This window comes from Caenimonas soli (assembly GCF_013155545.1).
GTDB classification, from domain to species: Bacteria; Pseudomonadota; Gammaproteobacteria; order Burkholderiales; family Burkholderiaceae_C; genus Ramlibacter; species Ramlibacter soli.
On the sequence record NZ_JABJVV010000001.1, the window covers coordinates 349,512 to 370,880 of the forward strand.

A 21,369-nucleotide genomic window follows, 5' to 3' on the forward strand; every position below is an offset into this window, starting at 1 on the left:
GGGACCGTCATGTAGCGCCGGGACTACGCGGCCGTCGGTGCAGGGTCGCGTCGGACGTAGGTTTGGGACTACGCAGCTTTGACTGCGTATCCTGCAACGAGCTGATACACAGCGACACACAATTCGTCGCTAGGTCCAGCAGCATGACGCCCAACTCATCCATAGCGGCCACTACATCCGGCAACTCCGCGTCGGCAGGCTCAGCCGCACACCACTACCGCCAGTTCGAAGCGATGGGAGCGCAGCTGCATCCCGCGGGCGCGAGCTTCACCGTGTGGGCGCCGAACGCGCATGCGGTCGGGGTGGTGGGATCCTTCAACGGCTGGCACTTTCATGCCCTCAACCGCATGGAGGACGGCAGCGGCCGTTGGTCCGGCGTCATCGAAGGCCCCCGTCCGGGCGACCATTACAAGTACCGCATCAAGGACGCGCACGGCGAATGGGTGGACAAGGCCGACCCGTACGCCTTCCGCTGCGAGCATCCACCCGGGACAGCTTCGCAACTCTGGGAACTCAGCCATAGCTGGGGTGACCGCGAGTGGATGGCCCAGCGGGGCCAGCGGCAATCGCACCACGCACCCATCTCGATTTACGAAGTGCACCTCGGATCCTGGCAACGCGAGGAGGACGGTCGTTTCCTGAATTACCGTGACATCGGGATGCGCTTGGCCGCGCATTGCGAAGCCCTGGGTTTCACCCATGTCGAGCTGCTGCCTGTCGCCGAGCACCCGTTCTACGGTTCCTGGGGCTACCAGACCACGGGCTATTTCGCGCCCAGCGCCCGCTACGGAACACCCCAGGACCTGATGGTGCTGGTGGACACGCTGCATCAGCACGGCGTCGGCGTCATCCTCGACTGGGTCGGCTCCCATTTCCCTTCCGACGCGCACGCGCTGGCCCGCTTCGACGGAACCGAGCTCTACGAGCACGCCGACCCGCGCCTGGGTTTCCATCCGCAATGGAACAGCCTCATCTTCAACTACAGCCGCTACGAGGTGCGCGACTTCCTCATCAGCAACGCGATTTTCTGGTTGGAGAAGTACCACTTCGACGGCATGCGGGTCGATGCCGTGGCTTCCATGCTCTATCTGGATTTCGCGCGCGAGCCGGGCGAGTGGCTGCCCAACGCCCATGGCGGAAACCAGAACCTGGAGGCCGTGCGTTTCCTGCAAGACCTCAACAGCGTCGTGTACGCCCAGTTCCCCGATGTGCACATGATCGCCGAGGAATCCACCGCCTGGCCCGGCGTGTCGCGCCCGGTGCACAGCGGCGGCCTGGGCTTCGGCATGAAATGGAACATGGGATGGATGAACGACACGCTGCGCTACAAGTCGCGGCCGCATTTCTTTCGCCGCTGGCATGGCGACGACATCCGCTTTTCGGCGGTGTATGCCTTCCACGAGAATTTCGTGCTGCCGCTGTCGCACGACGAAGTGGTGTACGGCAAGGGCAGCCTGCTCGAAAAGCAGCCGGGCGACGAGTGGCAGCGCTTCGCCGGCCTGCGCGCTCTCTACGGCCTGATGTGGACTCATCCCGGCAAGAAGCTGCTGTTCATGGGCGGCGAATTCGCGCAACCCCAGGAATGGCACCACGACCGCACCCTGGACTGGCACCTGTGGGCCAAGCCCCTTCATTCAGGCGTGGCGCGCTGGGTGGCGGACCTCAACAGCGCCTATCGCCGCGTGCCGGCTCTGCACGTGCACGACTTCGAGAGCCAGGGCTTCCATTGGCTGCCCCTCGAAACGGATGAGCCCACCATCCTGGCCTTCGTGCGGCGCGCCGGTCCCGGCGACGCCTTGGCGATCGCCTTGTGCAACCTCACACCGGAACCGCGCTATGGCCTGCGCCTGGGCGTCCCTCACGCCGGCACCTGGCACGAACTGCTCAATAGCGACGCCGCGTTCTATGGCGGCAGCGGCCTGGGAAACCTCGGCCGTGCCGAAGCGGTGGACGCTCCTCTCGGCGGCCAGCCGGCCACCCTGGCACTGACCTTGCCCCCGCTGGCCATGCTTCTTCTGACCGACCATCCCTTCGACCTCTCCCCCTCCTCATCCGGAGCACAACATGCCCGCTCGCAATAACGTCCTGGCTTTCGTGATGGCAGGCGGTGAGGGTTCGCGCCTGCACCCGCTTACCGCCAATCGCTGCAAGCCGGCCGTTCCTTTCAACGGCAAGCATCGCATCGTGGATTTCGTGCTGTCCAATCTCGTCAACTCCGAGATCTACTCGAATTACCTGCTGGTGCAGTACAAGTCGCAATCGCTGATCGAACATGTGCGCCAGTCCTGGACCATGGCGCGATTCATCCCCCAGCACTTCGTCACCGTGGTGCCGCCCCAGATGCGGAACGGCCCCGAATGGTTCCAGGGCACGGCGGACGCGGTGTATCAGAACATCCACCTGATCGAGAGCTTCAAGCCCGACATCGTGGCCGTGTTCGGCGCCGACCACATCTATCGCATGGACGTGCGCCAGATGATCAACTTCCACATCCAGAGCGGCGCCCAGGCCAGCGTGGCGACATTGCCGGTCCGGCTGAACCAGTGCGACCAGTTCGGCATCGTCGGCATCGACGGCAACCACCGCATCACCGAGTTCAGGGAAAAGCCGGCCACGTGCCAGCCCATGCCCGGCAGCAAGACCCACGCGCTCGCCTCGATGGGCAACTACATCTTCAACGCCGACGTCCTGCTGGCCGAACTGCGCAAGATGCACGAGAGCGGCACCAGCGATTTCGGCAAGCACATCCTTCCTTCCATGGTGAAGTCGCACAAGCTGGTGGCCTACGACTTCGACACCAATGTGATCCCGGGCACGGCGCCTTACGAGGAGCATGGCTACTGGCGCGACGTGGGCACGATCGACGCGTACTTCGACGCCCATTTCGACACGCTTGGCGCCGCCCCGAAGTTCCGCATGAACAACAGCCTCTGGCCTATCTACGCCAGTCCCGACCAGGCCGAATCGGCCCAGATCGAGAACGGGGTGATCAATCGTTCCGTCGTCGGCTCCGGCAGCATCGTGGACGGGGCCGAACTGGACCACGCCATGCTGCGCCGATCGGTCGTGGTCGAGCGCGGGGCGCGGCTGGAGCATTGCATCATCATGGAGCGCTCACGCATCGGGCGGGGTGCGCAAGTGCGCCGTGTGATCATCGACCAGGACAACGACGTGCCGGCCCACGAACGTATCGGCTTCAACGCCGAAGAAGACCGCAAGCGCTTCACGGTCACCGACAGCGGCATCGTGGTGGTGCCGGCGGGCTTCTTCCCGCCGCGCACCGGCCCATCTCCCTTCCTTGCGGGCACGCCGGCTGCCCATGAGCGCGACCGTTCGCACCTGGAGGTGCTTGCATGACGGCGAAGGCCGTCGCCAGAACGTCCACCTCCCGCCGCAAGGCCCCGACCGATCCAGCGGTGCCGCGGCACTGCGACCCGGGCCGGACATGGCCGCTGGGTGCCAGTCTGGAAGCGGGAGGTGTCAACTTCGCGGTTTACTCCAGCGTGGCCGAGAAGGTGGAACTGTGCCTTTTCGATGGCACCGGCACTCGCGAAGTCCGGCGGCTGAAATTGTTTCTCAGCCGCAGCGACGCTATCTGGCACGGTTTCGTGCCGGGCTTGCAAGCCGGAGCGCGTTACGGATTGCGCGTCTACGGCCCCTATGACCCGCCATCGGGGCTGCGCTGCAATCCCCACAAGCTGCTGCTCGATCCCTACGCCCGCGCCATCGACCGCCCGCTGCGGGGAGCGGCCTGGCAGTACGCGTACAAGCTGGGCGGCCCCGAGCGCGACATGAGGATGGACACGGCCGACAATGCCGCCGGTGCGGCGAAGTGCCTGGTGGTGGACCCGGCCTTCGATTGGGAGGGCGATAAAGCGCCGTTGATCCCGTTCGAGGACAGCGTGTTCTACGAGGCCCATGTGCGCGGTTTCACCCAGCAGATGGACGAGGTGCTGCGCGGGACCTTCGCCGGACTGGCCTCACCACCGGCCATCGCCTACCTGCAGCGATTGGGCGTCACCGCCGTCGAGCTGCTGCCCGTGCAGGCGTTCAACGACGAACGGCGGCTGGTCGACCTGGGGCTGGCCAACTACTGGGGCTACAACACGATCGGCTTTTTTGCCCCCGAGCCTCGCTACTGCGCCGCGGGCGACTTCAATGATTTCCGCCGGATGGTCAAGGCGCTGCACGCCGCGGGCATCGAAGTCATCCTCGACGTGGCTTACAACCACACCTGCGAGGGCAACCATCTGGGCCCGACGCTCTGCTTCAAGGGCATCGACAATCCCGCCTACTACCGTCTGGCGGAGAACAAGCGGCATTGCGTCGACTTCACCGGGACGGGCAACACGATGGATTCCACCCATCCGGCCACCTTGCGGCTCATCATGGACAGCCTGCGTTACTGGGTCGAGGAGATGCACGTGGACGGCTTCCGCTTCGACCTGGCGCCGGCCATCAGCCGCAACGCGGCGGGCGGCTTCGAGCAGCGTTCGCCTTTCTTGAGCGCGGTGGCGCAGGACCCGGTACTGCGCCGCGTGAAGCTGATCGCCGAGCCCTGGGACATAGGCGACGGCGGCTATCAGGTCGGCGGCTTTCCGCGCGGCTGGTCCGAATGGAACGGCCGCTACCGCGACACGGTGCGCGACTTCTGGCGCGGCACCGACGGCACCCTGCCCGAATTCGTGGCCCGTCTCTGCGGCTCGGCGGATATCTATGGGCCCAGCCAGCGCCGTCCCGCGGCCAGCGTCAACATGGTCACCGTGCACGATGGCTTCACGCTGCACGACCTGGTGAGCTACAACGACAAGCACAACGAGGCCAACGCCGAGGAGAACCGCGACGGCGAGAACCACAACCGCAGCTGGAACTGCGGTGCGGAAGGGCCGACCGACGACCCCGAGATCCTGGCCTTGCGGGAGCGCCAGAAGCGCAACTTCCTCACCACCTTGTTCGTTTCGCGCGGCGTGCCCCTGCTGCTGGGCGGCGACGAGCTGAGCCGCACCCAGGGCGGCAACAACAACGCCTATTGCCAGGACAACCCCGTCAGCTGGCTCGATTGGAGTGACGAAGGTCGCGACGATGCCCTGATCGACTTCGTCGGCGCGTTGATCCGGCTGCGCCGCGAGCTGCCCGTGCTGCGCTTGAACGACTGGTTCAGCGGCGCCGAAGATCCTCAAGGTCGGCGCGATATCGCCTGGTACAGCGTCTGGGGATTGCCGATGACGCAAGAGGAATGGGATAACCCGGCCGTGCGTTGCGTGGTGGCGCTGCTCGACGGCAAGTTCGCCGGAGTTGGCGGCGGCACCAGCGTGCTGCTGCTGTTCAATGCGTCTGCTGAGGCCGTCTCTTTCACGTTGCCCGACGCCCAGGCGGCGCCCGGGGAATGGACCTTGCGGATAGACACCGGGCAGGGCCATTTCACCGCGGACACCGGTCAGCGTGCGGCGCCGGCTACGCAGTTCGAATTGCAAGCGAATGCCATGGCGCTTCTGACCCAACCGTGCCAGGATGCGACAGATGCGTTGCCGTCATGACATGCCCTTCGGTGCCTCGCTGCAGGGCGGCGGGGCGCCCTTCCGGCTCTGGGCGCCCGCCGCCCGGCAGGCTGAGCTCGCCCTGTATGCCGGCGCGACCGCCCCGCCCCGCTTCCTTCCCGCGTCTTGCGACGCGCAGGGATGGTGGGAATGCAGCGTTCCCGACGCCGGCGCGGGCACTCTCTACCAATGGCGGATCAATGGCGACCTGCTGGTGCCCGATCCCGCCTCGCGCCAGAATCCGCACGGCGTGCATCAGCCCAGCTGCGTGGTCGATCCCTTGCAGTTCGAGTGGGACGCCGGCTGGACGGGCCGGCCCTGGCCCGAGGTGGTGCTCTACGAAATGCATGTCGGAGCGTTCACGCCCGAGGGCACTTTCGCCGCGGCAGCTCAGCGGCTGGAGGCACTCGCCAGCCTGGGCATCACGGCCATCGAGTTGATGCCCGTGGCCGATTTTCCCGGCCGCTTCGGCTGGGGCTATGACGGCGTGTTGCCGTTTGCGCCGCACTCCGCCTACGGTACGCCCGATGAATTCAAGCACTTCATTCAACAGGCGCACCGGTTGGGGCTGATGGTGTTCCTGGACGTCGTCTACAACCACTTCGGGCCCGACGGCAACTACCTGGGCCACTACGCGCCGCAGTTCTTTTCGCAGACGCATGGCAGTCCGTGGGGGGCTGCCATCAACTTCGACGGCCCGGGCAGCCGCGACGTGCGCGATTTCTTCATCCACAACGCGCTGTACTGGGTGCTCGAATACCGCATCGATGGCCTGCGGCTGGACGCGGTTCACGCCATCGCCGACAGCAGCCAGCCCGACATCGTCGAGGAAATCTCCGCGGCGGTACGCAGTGCCACGCCCGGCCGCCACGTCCACCTGGTGCTGGAAAACGAAGACAACGGCTACCACCGGCTCGCCGCCACACCGCAGCCGGGCCGCTATGACGCGCAATGGAACGACGACTTCCATCACGCCTTGCACGTGACGCTGACCGGCGAGACCCAGCGCTACTACCATGACTACGGGCGCGAGCCGATGAATCTTCTGGCGCGTTGCTTCACCCACGGCATGCTGTTCGAACCGTCGGCGCGGCAGCCCGGCGGCGCCCGCAAGGAATGCCGTGAAGCGCCGCCGCAGCCGCTGGGCGCCTTGGTGAACTACGCCAACAACCACGACCAGACCGGCAACCGCCCTTTCGGCGAGCGCCTGGGCCAGCTGGCGCCGCCGGGCGCGCGCCAGCTCTCCACCCTGCTGGCCCTGCTGACACCCGCCATACCCATGCTGTTCTTCGGCGAAGAGTTCGGGGCGAGCATGCCGTTCCTTTACTTCGCCGATTGGCAAGACGAGCTTCGCGAAGCGGTGCGCGAAGGACGCAAGCGCGAATTCGGCCATGCCGGCGGTGACCTGCCCGATCCTTGCGATGCGCGAACCTTCGAGGCCAGCCGGCCTGACATGGGCCACCAGGAAACCGCGGATGGCCAGCGCTGGCTGGCGCTCATCCAGGATGCGCTGGCGGTGCGCAAGGCGCACTTCTCGCCGGGCCACCACCTGCTCGTGACGGGACAGCACACGGCCCAGCGGATAGCCGAGACAGGCATCCGGGTGTGCTGGCGTTATGGCGACGGGCAGGCCATCCTGCTGGAGCTGAACCTGGGTCCGCAGCCGCTGAAGCATGCTGACGACGGTATCGAGCTGGCGGATCGGCAGGAGCTGTTTCGCCACGCCTGGCCGGACGGAACGGCAGAAGACATCTGGCCTCCCTGGGCCGCGCGCTGGACGCGCGGCCGCTATGCGACATGAACGAATCTGAAGCCCTGTCGCCGGAGTTGACTGAGCTGGCCGAGCGTTGCGGCGTGGCCGTGCACTACAGCAGCTTCTGGGGCGAGGACAAATGGGTGTCGGAGGCCTTTCTGCGCAGGGCGATGCTGGCCATCGGCATCGACCCGGAACAGGCGGGCGCAGCAGAACACGCGCTGTCTTCCCAGCTGCCCAAGGCAAGGGTCGTGCAGCATGGCCAGCCGGCACGCATCGAGTGGCCGGCGGATGGCGCAGCCCACCCTGCATGGCTGCTCGAACCCGACGAAGTACCCAAGCCCGCGAGCGAGCGGCGCGGCAATGCCATCACCTCGCATGGCAAACACGTGATCGAGTTGCCCGCCGACCTGCAGCCGGGCTATTGGCGCCTGCAACTGGAGGGCGACGGTTCGGAATACTGCCTGGTGGTGGTGGCGCCGGAGCGCTGCTGGGTCGCGCCGCCTTTGCGCGAAGGCGAACGGTGGTGGGGCTGCACCATCCAGCTCTATGCCTTGCGATCGTCGCGCAACTGGGGCGTAGGCGACTTCGGCGATTTGCGCCGGCTGGTCGATACCGCCGCGCGGCAAGGCGCTTCCTTCATCGGCCTCAGCCCGCTGCACGCCCTCTTCCCGCACCGTCCCGAAGTTGCGAGTCCCTACAGCCCTTCCAGCCGCAATGCGCTCAACCCCATTTACATCGACGTGCAGTCCCTGCTCGACGCGAGCGACTGCGACGAGGCGCAGGCCCATGCCGGATCCGCAGCATTCCAGGAACGGCTGAACCGGCTGCGTGACACGGAGCTGGTGGACTACCCCGGCGTTGCCGCTGCCAAGGAAGAAGTGCTGGGCCTGCTCTGGCGTCACTTCGAGCGCCAGGACCTGGGCCGCAACACTTCGCGCGGCACGCATTTCGAGGCTTACATGGCGCAGCGGCACGATACGCTCGGGCGCCACGCCTTGTTCGAGGCATTGCAGGCTTACCTGTTCGCCGCAGACCCCACCGTCTGGGGCTGGCCGGCTTGGCCCAAGGCCTACCAGGACGCCGGCGGCGACAGCGTGCGGGCCTTCGAGCGCGAACATGCCTCGGCGGTTCGCTTCCGCTTCTGGCTGCAATGGCTGGCCGAGCTGCAGCTGGAATCGGTGCAGCGATTCGCCCGCACGCGCGGCATGGGCCTGGGCCTGTACTGCGACCTGGCGGTCGGCGCCAACGAGGGTGGCGCGGAAACCTGGATCCAGCCGCATCTGTACGCGCTGGGCATGCACGTCGGCGCACCACCCGATCCGCTAAGTGCCCTGGGCCAGGACTGGGGCCTGCCGCCGCTCAACCCGGTGAGCCTGGAAGCCGCGCGCTTCGCTCCCTTCATAGAGACACTGCGCGCCAACATGCGCCATTGCGGCGCGCTGCGGCTCGACCACGTGATGAGCCTGATGCGCCTGTTCTGGACCAGCGACCAGGGCGGCACCTACGTGCGCTACCCGCTCGATGCGATGCTCGGCATCCTGGCGCTGGAAAGCCACAGGCATGAGTGCATGGTGATCGGCGAGGACCTGGGCAATGTGGCGCCGCGAATGCGCGAGGCCATGAGCGAACGCAGCCTGTTGTCGTACCGGCCGCTACTCTTCGAACGCATGCAGGACGGTGCATTTCGCCCGCCGGCGCAATGGCAGCCCCAAGCGCTGGCGGTGGTCAGCACGCACGACCTGCCGACCTTGCGCGGCTTCTGGCGTGGCGAAGACATCGAGCTCGTGGCCCGGTTGGGGCTGTACCCCGACGAAGCTGCGCGTGAGCAGCAGGTTCTCGACCGCGCGCAGGACCGGGCCAGGCTGCTGCTGGCGCTCCAGCACGAGTCGCTGCTGCCGGAAGGGGCGAGCGCGCAACCTACTTCGGTCCCGGACGCAACGCCGGACTTCGTGGACGCCGTCTATGCCTATCTGGCCCGCACGCCCTGTTGGCTGGTGGGCGTGCAACTCGAAGACGTGACGGGCCAGCTGTTGCAGGTCAATGTGCCGGGCACGACAGAGGACGTTTTCCCCAACTGGCGGCGCAAGCTAGCCGTGGCGGTGGACGACTTGGCGACGGACTCCCGCTTCAACTCGTTGGCCGCGGTGCTGCGCGCCGAACGCAGCGGCCCGAGCCCGGTGGACGAGACGGCCGGGACGCTCGCGCCGCTGTCTTCGGCCGACATTCCCGGCGCCACCTACCGCGTGCAGTTCCACAAGGGCTGCACGTTCGAAGAGGTCACGCGCGCGGTGCCCTACCTGTACGCGCTGGGCATCAGCCACCTCTACAGCTCGCCCTATCTGCGTGCCCGTCCGGGCAGTACCCACGGATACGACATCGTGGACCACAACGCACTCAACCCCGAGGTCGGCGACGGCGAAGCGTACCGCGCTTTGTGCGATGCCTTGCGCCGGCGCGGCATGGGCCAGATCCTGGATGTGGTACCCAACCACATGGGTGTGCTCGAGGCGGACAACGCCTGGTGGCTGGACGTTCTGGAGAACGGCCCGGCCTCGGCCCATGCCGCCGCGTTCGACATCGAGTGGAAGCCACCTGCGGTCGAGATGGCGTCGCGGGTCTTGCTGCCTGTGCTGGGCGACCACTATGGCCGCGTGCTCGAAAACGGCGCGATCCAGCTGAACTTCGAGCCTGAGACGGGCGAGTTCGGCCTTCGCTACTACGCCCACAGGTTCCCGATCGATCCCGGCCACTATCCCGATATCTTCCAGGCCCTCCCCGCCCCGGCCGCCGGCGAGGATGGCCACGGCGACAGCCACGCGCTGGTCGCCTCGCTGCTGGACGCCTTCGCCAACCTGCCGGGGCGCGACACCCAGGAAGAAGGCTTGCGCCGCGCCCGCTCGCGCGACAGCGCGGTGCACAAGCAGACCCTGGCGCGCCTGGCGCGCGAGCATGAATGGCTGGCTCACTGGATAGCCCAATGCCTCAAGCGCCTGAATGGCCAGGTGGGCGACCCCGCCAGCTTCGACGCCCTGGACCGGCTGATCGCGCGGCAGGCCTACCGGCTAGCGAACTGGCGCGTGGCCAGCGACGACGTGAACTACCGCCGCTTCTTCGATGTGAATACACTCGCCGCGCTGCGCATGGAACAACCCAGCGTCTTCGAGGCCACGCATCGCCTGGTATTGCGATGGCTGCAAGGCGGGCAGTTGTCCGGGCTGCGTATCGATCACCCCGACGGCCTGAGCGACCCGAAGCAGTACTTCGAGCGGCTCCAGGCGCACTATGCGCGGCATATCGAAGTGGCCGGGGATGAACCGCGCGCCTTGTACCTGGTGGTCGAGAAGATCCTGGCCGAGCACGAAGCATTGCCCGATGGCTGGCCCGTGCACGGCGACACCGGCTATCGCTTCGGCAGCCTGGTCAACGGGCTGTTCGTCGATGGCGCGCGCGAAGAGGCTGTCGATCGCCTCTACCACGCCTTCACGGGCCAGGCGGAGAGCTTCGATGAGATTGCCTACCGCTGCAAGAAAACCATCATCTACAGCGCACTGTTCAGCGAACTGCGCTGGCTGGCCGACGCGGTCTACCAGATCACCCGCCTCAATCGCCGAACCTGCGATTTCACCCGGCCGCGGCTGCGCGTCGCACTGGCCGAGGTGGCCGCAGCCTTCCCGGTGTACCGCACCTACCTTCGCGTCGGAGAGTCTCCAAGCGCCAGTGACCGGCAACATATCGATTGGGCCGTGGCGGCGGCCAAGCGCCGGCTGGGCGGGGCCGAGGCGGCGGTGCTGGATCAATTGCGCGACGTCCTGCTGGGCGAAGGCGAGGCTGCAGGGGCGCCATCTGCGCAGCGCTCGCGCATCATTGCCCGCTGGCAGCAGTTCACCGCGCCGGTCATGGCCAAGGGCGTGGAGGACACGGCGTTCTATCGCTATTTGCGCCTGGCATCGCTGAACGAGGTCGGCGGCGACCCCCGGCGCTTCGGCACCTCCCCCGCCGCCTTCCATGCGGCCAATCAGTCGCGTGCTCGCTTTCGGCCGCATTCGATGCTGGCGACTTCGACCCACGACAGCAAGCGCGCGGAAGACCTGCGCGCCAGGATCAACGTCCTGGCCGAAGACCCGGTGCTGTGGGACGAAACGCTGCAGCGCTTCAGCGGCCTGGCCGAACGCTACATGAGCCAGACCGACGCCGGGCCCGCGCCCAGCCGCAACGACATCTGGCTGCTGTTCCAGACATTGGCGGGGATGTGGCCGGCCAAGCCGCCCGATGATGAAGAGCGGGAGAGCCTGCGCCAGCGGGTTCAGACTTACATGCTCAAGGCAGCCCGCGAAGCCAAGAAGAACACCAACTGGACCTCCCCGGTGCCCGCTTACGAGGATGCGCTCGCCCGCTACATCGATGCCTTGCTGAGGCCGGGGCAGCCCAATCCCTTCGTCGATGAACTCGACAGGCTATCGGCCCGCATCGCTCCCTTCGGTTTTCGCAACAGCCTCAGCCAACTCGCGCTGAAACTCACCGTTCCCGGTGTGCCGGATATCTACCAGGGCTGCGAGCAGTGGAACTTCAGCCTGGTGGACCCGGACAACCGGCGTCCCGTGGATTTCGAGGAACTGGCTGTCAGGCAGGAGGGAATTGCGGCGCTGTATGCCGGCGGCGCCCCGTCGCAGGCGCAATGGAAGAACCTGCATCGCGACATGCCGGATGGTCGGCTCAAGCACCTTGTCACCTGGCGATTACTGCAGCTGCGGCGCACCTGGCCCGAGCTGTTCCGGGAAGGCGCCTACCTGCCCTTGCCGATCGCCGGACCAGCGGCCGACCACGCCGTTGCCTACGCACGCCATCGCGGCGGCCAGGCCATCCTCGTCATCGCCGCGCGCCTGACCTACACCCTGTGCGGCGGCGACGACAGCCGCTGGGCAGCGGGCCTGTGGCAGGGCACCAGCGTGAGCCTCGAGAGCGACCAGGCAGTGATGAACGACACTCGCCGCTGGCGCAACTGGTTGACCGGGCGGGAAGTGGAAGCGACGGGCGAAGATGCCGCTGCACTGGACTTGACGCAAGCTTTCGCCGGCACGTTCGCTCTCCCGTTTGCCGTGCTGGTGCCCGCGGATGGAGGCTCCCCGCCATGAAGATCCTCTTCGTCACACCCGAATGCGCGCCCTATATCAAGACGGGCGGGCTGGGCGACGTCAGCGGGGCGTTGCCCGCAACCCTGGCAGCACTGGGCCACGAGGTGCGGCTGCTGATGCCCGCCTACAGCGGAATGAAAGTCAGCGGCGAAGTGGGCGATACGGTGGAGATACCCGCCCAAGGTCCATGGCCGGCTGCGCAGCTGCTGCCGGTGAAGGCCGAAAACGGCGTGACCTTGCTCCTGCTCGCCTGCCCCAGCCTCTACCAGCGCGCCGGCGGCCCCTATGTGGACGCGACCGGCCAGGACCACAATGACAACGCCCTGCGCTTCGGCTTCCTCAGCCGCGTTGCCGCGGCCCTGGGTACGGCGGCCAGCCCCTGCGGCGACTGGAAAGCGGACGTGGTGCATGCCAACGACTGGCCATGCGGCCTGGTTCCGCTCTACCTGGCGCAGGCGCGGGCTCTCGCCCCGCATGAGCCCGCCGCTGCCAGCGTCATGACGATCCACAACCTCGCCTTCCAGGGCGTCTTTCCGATGGCTTTGGCCGATACGCTGGGCATACCCGTCCATTGGCGCGGCATCGACGGCGTGGAGTTCTGGGGCCAGCTGTCCATGCTCAAGGGCGGCCTGCAGTTCGCCGACGCGATCACCACCGTGAGCCCGACCTATGCGCGCGAAATCCAGACCGATGAATTCGGTGTCGGGCTGCAAGGCGTGTTGCAGGCCCGTGCTGACCGCTTGACGGGCATCCTCAACGGCATCGACACACGGTTGTGGGATCCGGCCAAGGACCCTCTCATTCCCCACCGCTACAGCGCAGCCGATCTCGCAGGCAAAGCATTGAACAAGGCGGCGCTGCAGAAGCGCTGCGGCCTGTCCGTGGACCGGGATGCCATGCTCTTCGGGATCGTCAGCCGCCTGACTTCGCAGAAAGGGATTGACCTGGTGCTGGGCGTGCTCGATTCGATGCTCGCTGCCGGCGGCCAACTGGTGGTGCTAGGCCAGGGGGAACCCGCGCTGCAGGACGCACTGCTCACGGCGGCGCACGCCCACCCGGCTTCCGTGTCGGTCGCTTCGAGTTTCGATGAAGGGCTGGCCCACCAGATCGAGGCCGGGGCTGACTGCTTCCTGATGCCATCCCGCTTCGAGCCTTGCGGCCTGAACCAGATGTACAGCCAGGCCTACGGCACGCCACCCATCGTCAGCGCGACGGGCGGACTGGTGGACTCCGTCATCGACGCCACCCAGAACCCGCTTACCGGCACCGGCTTCGAGATGCGTTCGCCGGATCTTGCAGGGCTGGAAGAAGCCTTGGACCGCGCCATGAGTACTTGGCGCAATGCGCCAGCGTGGGCGCAGATCCAGCGAAACGGCATGGGGCAATCGTTCGGGTGGACCGAAAGCGCGGCGCGCTACCTCGAGGTCTACCAGCGCGCCATCGATTCCTCGCGGGCCTAGTCGGGACAGCTGAGGCCTTCACCGGTGACGTGTTCACCCAGAAAGTCCAGGAAGCGCCGCACGGCTGGCACCAGGCCGCGCCGCGACGGAAAGACGGCATGGATCACGCCCGTCTGCGGCGCCCACCCCGGCAGCACCTCCTCCAGCAGCCCCTTGCGAATGTCGCGGCGGCACATGTAATCGGGCAGCACCATCATTCCCACGCCCTTCAGTACTGCATACCGGAGCGTCAGCAAGTCGTCGGCCGTGTAGCAGGGCCGATGCTGGAAATCGTAGTGGCGCCCGCCCGGCCCGAGCAGCCGCCAGGTCGCACGGCCGTCCGCCGCTGACATCGCCACAGTTGCAAGCTGCTGAAGATCCTCGACCGAATGAGGCCGCCCCTGCCGCTCCAGCTGCCCGGGGCTGGCGACCAGCAGCCCCTGCGTGTTGCCCAGGTTCTTCACGATCAGGCTGCCGCTGTCGTCCAGCGTGGGGCGTACCCGCAAAGCGACATCGATGCCATCCTGCACCAGGTCCACCACGCGGTTGCTCACCTGCATGTCAACGCGCACCTGGGGATGGCGCTCCAGGAACAAGGGCAGTAGCGGGCCCACGGTGGAGTGAGCCAGAGTCACGGGACAGGTCACTCGAATGGTGCCGCGCGGTTCGGTCAGCACCACGGCCACGGCCTCTTCCGCCGCCTCGGCGTCTTCGCGCATCGCGACACAATGGCGGTGGTACAGCTCGCCCGCCTCTGTGAGCGAGAGCTTGCGCGTCGTGCGCTGCAAGAGCCGTACGCCCAGTCTCGCTTCCAGCTCGGCAATGCGGCGCGACAGCTTCGACTTGGGCAGTCCGAGCGACCGCCCCGCCGCCGCAAAGCCGCCCCTGTCCACCACTTCGGCGAAGTACAGCATATCGTTGAGGTCTTGCATGGTTTTCTCGGGATTGTCCTGTTGTCAGGACAATCTATCGCGAAACTGCCGTCTTATCAATCGATCGACCTGTCTCCACAATTAGTCCAAGGCCAAACACCGGCCGAACGCTCAACAGGAGAACAGGTCCATGAAACTGCTTCACATCGATTCCAGCCCGCTTGCCGGCAATTCCGTTTCGCGCCAGCTCACCGAGCGGCTCGTTGCCCAGTGGCGTGCCACCCACCCCGGCACTGTGGTCGAGTACCTCGACCTAGCAGTCGATGCCCCCAATCACCTGAACGGCGATTCGCTGGGCTTTCGCGCCGGCCCCAATGCCGGCGGCTTGAGCGACGTGCAGCGTCGCGAGAACGAGATCTCGGAGCGGCTGGTCAGCCAGTTCCTGGCTGCCGACGTGATCGTGGTGGGCGCGCCCATGTACAACTTCTCGGTCCCGACCCAACTCAAGGCCTGGATCGATCGCATTGCGCAAGCCGGACGCACCTTCACCTATACCGAAAAGGGCCCGCAAGGCCTGGCCGGCGGCAAGACCGTGATCATCGCGTCCAGCCGCGGCGGTGTGTATTCCAGCAACCCGGCAATGGCGGGACTGGACTACCAGGAGAGCTACCTCAAGACGGTGTTCGGCTTCGTGGGCATCACCGATATCCAGATCGTGCGCGCCGAAGGTGTGGCGATGGGCGAAGCCGCCAAGACGCAAGCCTTGGGCGCCGCCGATGTGGCAATCAAGACGCTGGTCGCCGAGGCGGCGAATCAGCCGAAGGCCGCGCTCGTCGCCTGATCGCCTGAGTCCACCTCGATACGTTTGGACTGCAAACGTATCTTGAGGCTGGTCATGTGCGGTATTGCACTGGACCTGGCTGTTGCTAGGTCCAGTTCCATGCATTGCGCCAAGGTGCGGCAGCCCGGACCATCGTGAAAGATCAAGGGCCGGCCGCACTCGCGGAATCCCAATAAGTGCAGAAAACCGCGGACATGCAGGAATGGCTCGACCGCCGCGATGGCGACCGTCGCCGTCTTGCCGGCGTGCAGAACCGTGGCACACATGAGTAGTTGATAAATCCCCAGCCCGCGCCAGCGGCGCGCGACCACGCCGCGCGTGAACTCGATGACGCCGGGACCCTGGGGCAGCGCGGACTGGCCGGGATCCGGCAACCAGCCGCGCAACGCGCCCGGTGGTTGCGTCATGCGCACAGTGCCTACCAGCTCATCGCCGACACGGGCGAGCATGTAGCTGCTGCATTCGTCGAATGCATCGCGCACACGGGTAGTGCCGGCGGCCAGTTCGAAGTCGGACCGGCGCAGTGCCTCGATCTCCGGGTCGAACCGGTCCTGGGTGTACAAATGAAGCGTGCGGGCACGCTCCGCCTGCGGACGCTGTATGTCCATGCTTTCACTCCCTGAAAACTCGTTTTTAGTGCAGGGAAGATAGCCGGGTTTCAGGCGGCGGGCAAGTACCTCGGGCACCCGCCGACACCATGCTCAGAGCTTGGCGATCGAGACTTCGGTGGATTTCACCAAAGCCACGACGTCTGAGCCTACCCTCAGCGCCAGGTCGTCGACCGAGCGGGTCGTGATGACCGAGGTGACGACCCCCCAGGGCGTTTCGACATCGACTTCGGAAACGACGTCTCCGCGGATGATCTCCTTGACCTTGCCTTTGAACTGGTTGCGGACGTTGATGGCTTGAATGGACATGTTTTCTCCTTGTTGAAAATGGGTTCAGATGGCCCAGCGCAGCCCGTGCGCGGGGGTGCCGGGCCAGTTACGGTCGGCAACGGAAATATCACGGTCGGGCTTTTGCAGCACCCGGTCCAGGATGCGTCTTTCCAGGCCGGCGAATGCCGCGTCATGCACGCGCGGGCGCGCCAGCGGGATGCGTTCGTCCAGGGCAATGCGGCCTTCCTCGATCAGGATCACGCGATCGGCCAGGGCCACGGCCTCCTGCACGTCGTGCGTGACCAGGAGCGCGGTGAAGCCGTTGCGACGCCACAGCCCTTCGATCAGCTGGTGCATCTCGATGCGCGTCAGCGCATCCAATGCGCCCAGCGGCTCGTCCAGCAGCAAGAGGCGCGGGTTGTGCACCAGAGCCCGGGCGAGCGACACACGCTGGCGTTGTCCGCCCGAAAGCCGGGCCGGCCAGTCGCCGCCGCGATCGCCCAGGCCCACCTGCTCCAGCACCTTGGCGGCGCGTGGCCGCAGCGCTGTTGGCAGGCCTAGCGTGACGTTGTCCCAGACTCGGCGCCACGGCAAAAGGCGCGAGTCCTGGAACATGATGCGCGTGTCCTCCGAGAGGCCCACGATGTCCTGGCCCTCGACACGTAGCGTGCCGGCGCTGGGCTCTTCCAGCCCGGCAACCAGGCGCAGCAGCGTGCTCTTGCCGCAGCCGCTACGCCCGACGATGGCGACGAACTCGCCCGGCTCGATCACGAGTTCGGTATTGCGCAGCACTTCGCGCTGGCCGTAGCTTTTGGCCAGGCCGCTCAACTCAAGGCGCACACCGCCGGATTGGGAAATTGTTTCGCTCATGAATGTTCTCCTCAAGCAGCGTTCTGGTAGCCGGGGTGCCAGCGCAGCCAATAGCGCTCCAGTCCGCGGGCAAATACGTCGGCCAGCTTGCCCAGCGATGCGTACAGCAGGATGCCCACCAGCACCACGTCGGTCTGCAGGAACTCGCGGGCATTCATGGTCAGGTAGCCGATACCGGCCTGCGCCGAGATCGTCTCGGCCACGATCAGGATCACCCACATCAGCCCCAGCGAGAAGCGCAGGCCCACCAGGATGGACGAGAGCGCGCCGGGCAGGACGACCTGGGTGTACAGCTGCCAGCGGTTGAGACCGTAGGTGCGGCCCATCTCTATCAGCCCCGGATCGACGTTGCGAATGCCGTGGAAGGTGTTCAGGTAGATCGGGAAGAACACCGACACCGAGATCAGAAACAGCTTGGCCGTCTCATCGATCCCGAACCACAGGATCACCAGCGGGATCAGCGCCAGCGCCGGGATGTTGCGCAGCATCTGGAAGCTGGAGTCCAACAGCGTTTCAGCCAGGCGCAGCGAGCCGGTGAGCAGGCCGAATGCCAGGCCCAGGCTGCCTCCGACGGACAGGCCCAATAGCGCGCGGCCGGCGCTGACCTTGACGTGGGTCCAAAGCTCGCCGGAGGCGGCGAGTGCCCAGGCGGCCTTGATCACCTCGACGGGGGCCGGCAGCACGCGTGTGGAGAGCCAGCCGGAAGTCGAAGCGATTTGCCAGAGGGCGATGAGCATGATGGGGACCAGCCAGGGGAGAAGGCGCTCGCCGACAGCGCCCAGGACGCGCCGCCATGGATACCGCGGTCTGTCATTGCGGACTTGATCCGCAATCCATGCCTCGTTCGCCAGCAGCTCAGGTACTTGTGTCGTCATGGCGTCCTCAGCTTTGCGAGACACGCGGCACGTAACTGTTGGCCACTACCTCGCCAAACGGTCCGGTGCCGATGCGCCCGGGCAGCTTGCCGCGCAGCTTGCGCGGCAGCAAAGGAAACACCAGTTCGGCGAAGCGGTAAGCCTCTTCCAGGTGCGGATAGCCCGAGAGGATGAAGTTGTCCAGCCCCAGCGCGGCATATTCCTCGATGCGCGCTGCGACCGTCTTCGCATCGCCCACCAGAGCCGTGCCGGCGCCCCCGCGCACGAGGCCCACACCGGCCCACAGATTGGGGCTGATCTCGAGTTCGGCTCGCGTGCGCTTCTTGCCGCTGCCATGCAAGGCCGCCATGCGCTTTTGCCCCTCTGAATCCATCCGTGCAAAGGCCGCCTGGGCGCGGATGACGGTGTCGTCATCGAGCCTGCTGATCAGTTCTTCCGCCGCTTTCCATGCAGCGTCGTCCGTCTCACGCACGATGACGTGCAGCCGGATGCCGAACTTGACTTCGCGGCCGTTGCGCGCGGCCCGCTCGCGCACATCCGCCACCTTCTTCGCCACCTCCGCGGGCGGCTCGCCCCAGGTCAGGTAGGTATCGACCTGCTCGCCTGCCAGCTCGTGCGCGGCCGCCGACGAGCCACCGAACCACACCGGCGGATGCGGCTGCTGCACGGGAGGAAACAGCAGCTTGGCCCCTTTCACGCTCAAGTGATCACCGTTGCAATCGAAGCTGCCGCCGTCATGGCTGCGCGAGAGGATTTCGCGCCAGATGCGAATGAACTCCGCCGACTGCTTGTAGCGCGAGCCATGGTCCAGGAACACGCCGTCGCCCTCCAGCTCGGTCTGGTCGCCGCCCGTCACCAGGTTGATCAGCAGGCGACCGCCCGAGAGACGGTCGAAGCTGGCCGCCATGCGCGCAGCCAGGCTGGGTTGATGCAGCCCCGGCCGCACCGCCACCAGGAACTTGAGGTTGCGCGTCACCGGCAACAGGCTGGAGGCGACGACCCACGGGTCCTCGCAGGAGCGGCCGGTCGGGATCAATGCGCCCTCGTAACCCAATTGATCGGCGGCCTGCGCGATCTGCTTGAGGTAGTCGTGATTGAGCTCGCGTGCGCCCTCGCTGGTGCCGAGATAGCGGCTGTCGCCATGGGTGGGAATGAACCAGAACACTTGCATGTCAGCTCCTCGCTTCCGGGCGCCAGACGATGTCGACCACTCGCACCGGCTTGGGAATCAGCCCCAATTTGTGGAAGGCATCGGCCACCTTCTGTTGGTCGGCCACGGTTTGAGGTGTGATCAATCCCACCGGGGAGATGGGCCGGCGCTGGATGAACAGGTTCACCACGCCGGCGTCCAGCCCTCCGAAGTCCGAGATGAGCTTGATCACCGCCGGCCGGTTCTCCTGTGCTAGCCGATCGGCCCGCGTCAGTTCATCGAACAGCGCGGCAATCGCCTGCGAATGCTGCGTCGCGAACGGCCGCGAGGCCAGGTAGAACGAGTTATTACTGGAAAGCCCTCGCCCGGTTGTCAGCACCCGCGGCTTGAGCGCGAGTTCGACCGCGGCATAGAACGGATCCCAGATCGCCCAGGCATCCACGGCCTTGCGCTCGAAGGCGGCACGCGCATCGGCGGGTGCCAGGTAAGCCGGCTGGATGTCGCTCCATTGCAATCCGGCTTTCTCCACGGCACGCACCAGCAGGTAGTGCGCACTCGATCCCTTTTGTAAGGCGATCTTCTTGCCTTTGAGATCTGCCAGCGTCTTGATGGGTGAATCGTTCAGGACCACGATGGCCGAGCTATCGGGCTTGGCCGGCTCGGCTCCAACATACAGCAGGTCCTTGCCGGCCGCTTGGGCGAATACGGGCGGTGAATCCCCCGTGAGGCCGAACTCCAGGCTGCCGACCGACAGCGCCTCCAGCAGTTGCGGGCCGGCGGGAAATTCGATCCATTGCACCTTCGCGTTCGGGAAGCGTTTCTCCAGTGCGGCCTGTTGCTTCAGGACGACGAGGTTGACCGCGGCTTTCTGGTAGCCGATCCGCAATTCCTTCAACGCCTCGTAAGGCCTGGCGGCCTGCGCCCGGGCGTTCAAGCCCCACAGCGATGCGGTTGTGGCGAGCACCTTGAGCAAGTTGCGGCGATTCATTGCGCTGCCCTCCACGATGCTTCCTTGACCGAAATGGCTTTGGGGATCAGCTTGAGCTCATGAAAGGTGTCGGCGATCTTTTGCTGCTGCGCGATCACCTCGTCCGTCAAGGGCTTGACGTTGAACTCGTGGCGCTTGAGGCTCAGCTCCAGCACGTCCACCGGCAGGCCCTGCAGCGGCGCGATCAGCTCCGCTGCCTGGCGCAGGTTGGCCTTGAGCCACTTGCCCTTTTCCACGGAGTCTTCGAACACCGCGCGAATCACCTGTGGGTTCTTTTCGACGAAGCTGCGTTCGCCCAGGTAGAAGGGGTAGTTGTTGGCCACGCCACCGCTGCCGTCGGCCAGCACGCGGACACCGATCTGCTTTTCCGCGGCGGCGGTGAACGGATCCCAGATCACCCAGGCATCGACGTTCTTGCTCTCGAAGGCGGCGCGGGCATCGGCGGGCGCTAGGTACACGGGCGTCACGTCGGAAAGCTTCAGTCCGTTCTTTTCCAGCAGGCGCACCAGCAGGTAGTGCACGTTGCTGCCCTTGTTGAGCGCGACTTTCTTGCCCTTGAGGTCCGCCGCCGATCTGATCGGCGAATCCTTGGGCACGACGATGGCCTCGGCCTTGGGTGCGGCCGGGTCATGGCCGATGTAATAGAACTTCGCGCCGGCGGCCTGGGCGAAGATGGGCGGTGCCTCCCCGACGAAACCCAGGTCCACGGAGCCCACGTTCAGGCCTTCGAGCAACTGCGGGCCGGCCGGGAACTCGACCCATTTCACGCCGAAGCCCAGGGGTGCCAGTTTCTTTTCCAGGCTGCCCTGGGACTTTTGCAGCACCAGCAGGCTGGCGCTCTTCTGGTAGCCAATGCGAAGCTCTCCCTTGTTTTGGGCCTGGGCGGCCGGCAGCATCAGTGCGGTGGAGAACAGGAGCGCCGCAAGCCAGCGCAGGGAACGTATCGGGGTCATGAGAATTCCTTTCTTGTTTCTTGATTTGCAGGCAAGGCTTCGCCCTGCCTCTCACAGGCGATTGATCGATGGAACGTG

General features: G+C 65.9%; 14 protein-coding genes and 1 pseudogene. 7 read left to right on the top strand and 8 right to left on the bottom strand.

What is annotated here, in order from left to right; translation table 11 throughout:
- Positions 1-143: 143 nt before the first annotated feature.
- From glgB to glgA, 6 genes are read left to right on the top strand one after another with little or no spacing between them, the layout of a single operon-like run.
- Positions 144-2,081 carry a 1,4-alpha-glucan branching protein GlgB gene (glgB, locus tag HNE04_RS01720; RefSeq protein WP_172216163.1) on the top strand — a complete coding sequence of 646 codons (1,938 nt, stop codon included), beginning with the start codon at positions 144-146 and terminating at the stop codon, positions 2,079-2,081.
- Entirely contained in the window at positions 2,065-3,357 is a 1,293-nt protein-coding gene (locus HNE04_RS01725) for a glucose-1-phosphate adenylyltransferase (protein ID WP_172216165.1), read from the top strand. The genes glgB and HNE04_RS01725 overlap by 17 nt, the downstream gene beginning before the upstream one ends.
- The gene (glgX, locus tag HNE04_RS01730; protein WP_172216167.1) at positions 3,354-5,537 is read left to right on the top strand and encodes a glycogen debranching protein GlgX; all 2,184 of its coding nucleotides are present in this window, start codon (positions 3,354-3,356) and stop codon (positions 5,535-5,537) included. Before HNE04_RS01725 ends, glgX begins: the two co-directional genes overlap by 4 nt.
- Positions 5,521-7,338 (top strand): malto-oligosyltrehalose trehalohydrolase, encoded by a 1,818-nt coding sequence (treZ, locus tag HNE04_RS01735; protein ID WP_172216169.1) that lies wholly within the window; start codon positions 5,521-5,523, stop codon positions 7,336-7,338. Before glgX ends, treZ begins: the two co-directional genes overlap by 17 nt.
- Positions 7,335-12,425 carry a malto-oligosyltrehalose synthase gene (locus HNE04_RS01740; protein ID WP_172216171.1) on the top strand — a complete coding sequence of 1,697 codons (5,091 nt, stop codon included), beginning with the start codon at positions 7,335-7,337 and terminating at the stop codon, positions 12,423-12,425. Before treZ ends, HNE04_RS01740 begins: the two co-directional genes overlap by 4 nt.
- Positions 12,422-13,885, top strand: coding sequence for a glycogen synthase GlgA (gene glgA, locus HNE04_RS01745; RefSeq protein WP_172216173.1), 1,464 nt, complete (start codon positions 12,422-12,424; stop codon positions 13,883-13,885). Before HNE04_RS01740 ends, glgA begins: the two co-directional genes overlap by 4 nt.
- On the opposite strand, the gene HNE04_RS01750 is transcribed toward glgA, so the two are convergent.
- Entirely contained in the window at positions 13,882-14,796 is a 915-nt protein-coding gene (locus HNE04_RS01750; protein WP_172216175.1) for a LysR substrate-binding domain-containing protein, read from the bottom strand. The genes glgA and HNE04_RS01750 overlap by 4 nt on opposite strands.
- Before the next feature lie 130 nt (positions 14,797-14,926).
- On the opposite strand from HNE04_RS01750, the gene HNE04_RS01755 reads away from it, so the two are divergent.
- Positions 14,927-15,577 carry an FMN-dependent NADH-azoreductase gene (locus tag HNE04_RS01755; RefSeq protein WP_172216177.1) on the top strand — a complete coding sequence of 217 codons (651 nt, stop codon included), beginning with the start codon at positions 14,927-14,929 and terminating at the stop codon, positions 15,575-15,577.
- Here the strand turns inward: HNE04_RS01755 and HNE04_RS01760 are convergent.
- From HNE04_RS01760 to HNE04_RS01790, 7 genes and pseudogenes are all read right to left on the bottom strand, one after another.
- Complete coding sequence (locus tag HNE04_RS01760) at positions 15,550-16,263, bottom strand: GNAT family N-acetyltransferase (protein ID WP_172216179.1); 714 nt, start codon at positions 16,261-16,263, stop codon at positions 15,550-15,552. The two genes, HNE04_RS01755 and HNE04_RS01760, sit on opposite strands and share 28 nt — an antisense overlap.
- Before the next feature lie 15 nt (positions 16,264-16,278).
- Positions 16,279-16,494 (bottom strand): TOBE domain-containing protein, encoded by a 216-nt coding sequence (locus HNE04_RS01765; protein ID WP_172216181.1) that lies wholly within the window; start codon positions 16,492-16,494, stop codon positions 16,279-16,281.
- A 24-nt stretch (positions 16,495-16,518) separates the two neighbouring features.
- Positions 16,519-17,214, bottom strand: a pseudogene (locus HNE04_RS01770) (ATP-binding cassette domain-containing protein); the annotation flags it as partial.
- Between the two features lie 122 nt (positions 17,215-17,336).
- Positions 17,337-18,200 (bottom strand): aliphatic sulfonate ABC transporter permease SsuC, encoded by an 864-nt coding sequence (gene ssuC, locus HNE04_RS01775; RefSeq protein WP_172216185.1) that lies wholly within the window; start codon positions 18,198-18,200, stop codon positions 17,337-17,339.
- 7 nt (positions 18,201-18,207) lie between these two features.
- Positions 18,208-19,371, bottom strand: a complete 1,164-nt coding sequence (gene ssuD / locus HNE04_RS01780) for an FMNH2-dependent alkanesulfonate monooxygenase (protein WP_172216187.1) — start codon at positions 19,369-19,371, stop codon at positions 18,208-18,210.
- A 1-nt stretch (position 19,372) separates the two neighbouring features.
- Positions 19,373-20,338 (bottom strand): sulfonate ABC transporter substrate-binding protein, encoded by a 966-nt coding sequence (locus HNE04_RS01785; RefSeq protein WP_172216189.1) that lies wholly within the window; start codon positions 20,336-20,338, stop codon positions 19,373-19,375.
- Positions 20,335-21,291, bottom strand: coding sequence for a sulfonate ABC transporter substrate-binding protein (locus HNE04_RS01790; RefSeq protein ID WP_172216191.1), 957 nt, complete (start codon positions 21,289-21,291; stop codon positions 20,335-20,337). The genes HNE04_RS01785 and HNE04_RS01790 overlap by 4 nt, the downstream gene beginning before the upstream one ends.
- Between the last annotated feature and the right edge of the window lie 78 nt (positions 21,292-21,369).

Excerpts from the sequence above, each read along its gene's own strand:
- glgB (WP_172216163.1), top strand. The coding sequence starts at position 144 with ATGACGCCCAACTCATCCATAGCGGCCACTACATCCGGCAACTCCGCG.
- HNE04_RS01725 (WP_172216165.1), top strand. The coding sequence starts at position 2,065 with ATGCCCGCTCGCAATAACGTCCTGGCTTTCGTGATGGCAGGCGGTGAG.
- glgX (WP_172216167.1), top strand. The coding sequence starts at position 3,354 with ATGACGGCGAAGGCCGTCGCCAGAACGTCCACCTCCCGCCGCAAGGCC.
- treZ (WP_172216169.1), top strand. The coding sequence starts at position 5,521 with ATGCGTTGCCGTCATGACATGCCCTTCGGTGCCTCGCTGCAGGGCGGC.
- HNE04_RS01740 (WP_172216171.1), top strand. The coding sequence starts at position 7,335 with ATGAACGAATCTGAAGCCCTGTCGCCGGAGTTGACTGAGCTGGCCGAG.
- glgA (WP_172216173.1), top strand. The coding sequence starts at position 12,422 with ATGAAGATCCTCTTCGTCACACCCGAATGCGCGCCCTATATCAAGACG.
- HNE04_RS01750 (WP_172216175.1), bottom strand. The coding sequence starts at position 14,796 with ATGCAAGACCTCAACGATATGCTGTACTTCGCCGAAGTGGTGGACAGG.
- HNE04_RS01755 (WP_172216177.1), top strand. The coding sequence starts at position 14,927 with ATGAAACTGCTTCACATCGATTCCAGCCCGCTTGCCGGCAATTCCGTT.
- HNE04_RS01765 (WP_172216181.1), bottom strand. The coding sequence starts at position 16,494 with ATGTCCATTCAAGCCATCAACGTCCGCAACCAGTTCAAAGGCAAGGTC.
- ssuC (WP_172216185.1), bottom strand. The coding sequence starts at position 18,200 with ATGACGACACAAGTACCTGAGCTGCTGGCGAACGAGGCATGGATTGCG.
- ssuD (WP_172216187.1), bottom strand. The coding sequence starts at position 19,371 with ATGCAAGTGTTCTGGTTCATTCCCACCCATGGCGACAGCCGCTATCTC.
- HNE04_RS01785 (WP_172216189.1), bottom strand. The coding sequence starts at position 20,338 with ATGAATCGCCGCAACTTGCTCAAGGTGCTCGCCACAACCGCATCGCTG.
- HNE04_RS01790 (WP_172216191.1), bottom strand. The coding sequence starts at position 21,291 with ATGACCCCGATACGTTCCCTGCGCTGGCTTGCGGCGCTCCTGTTCTCC.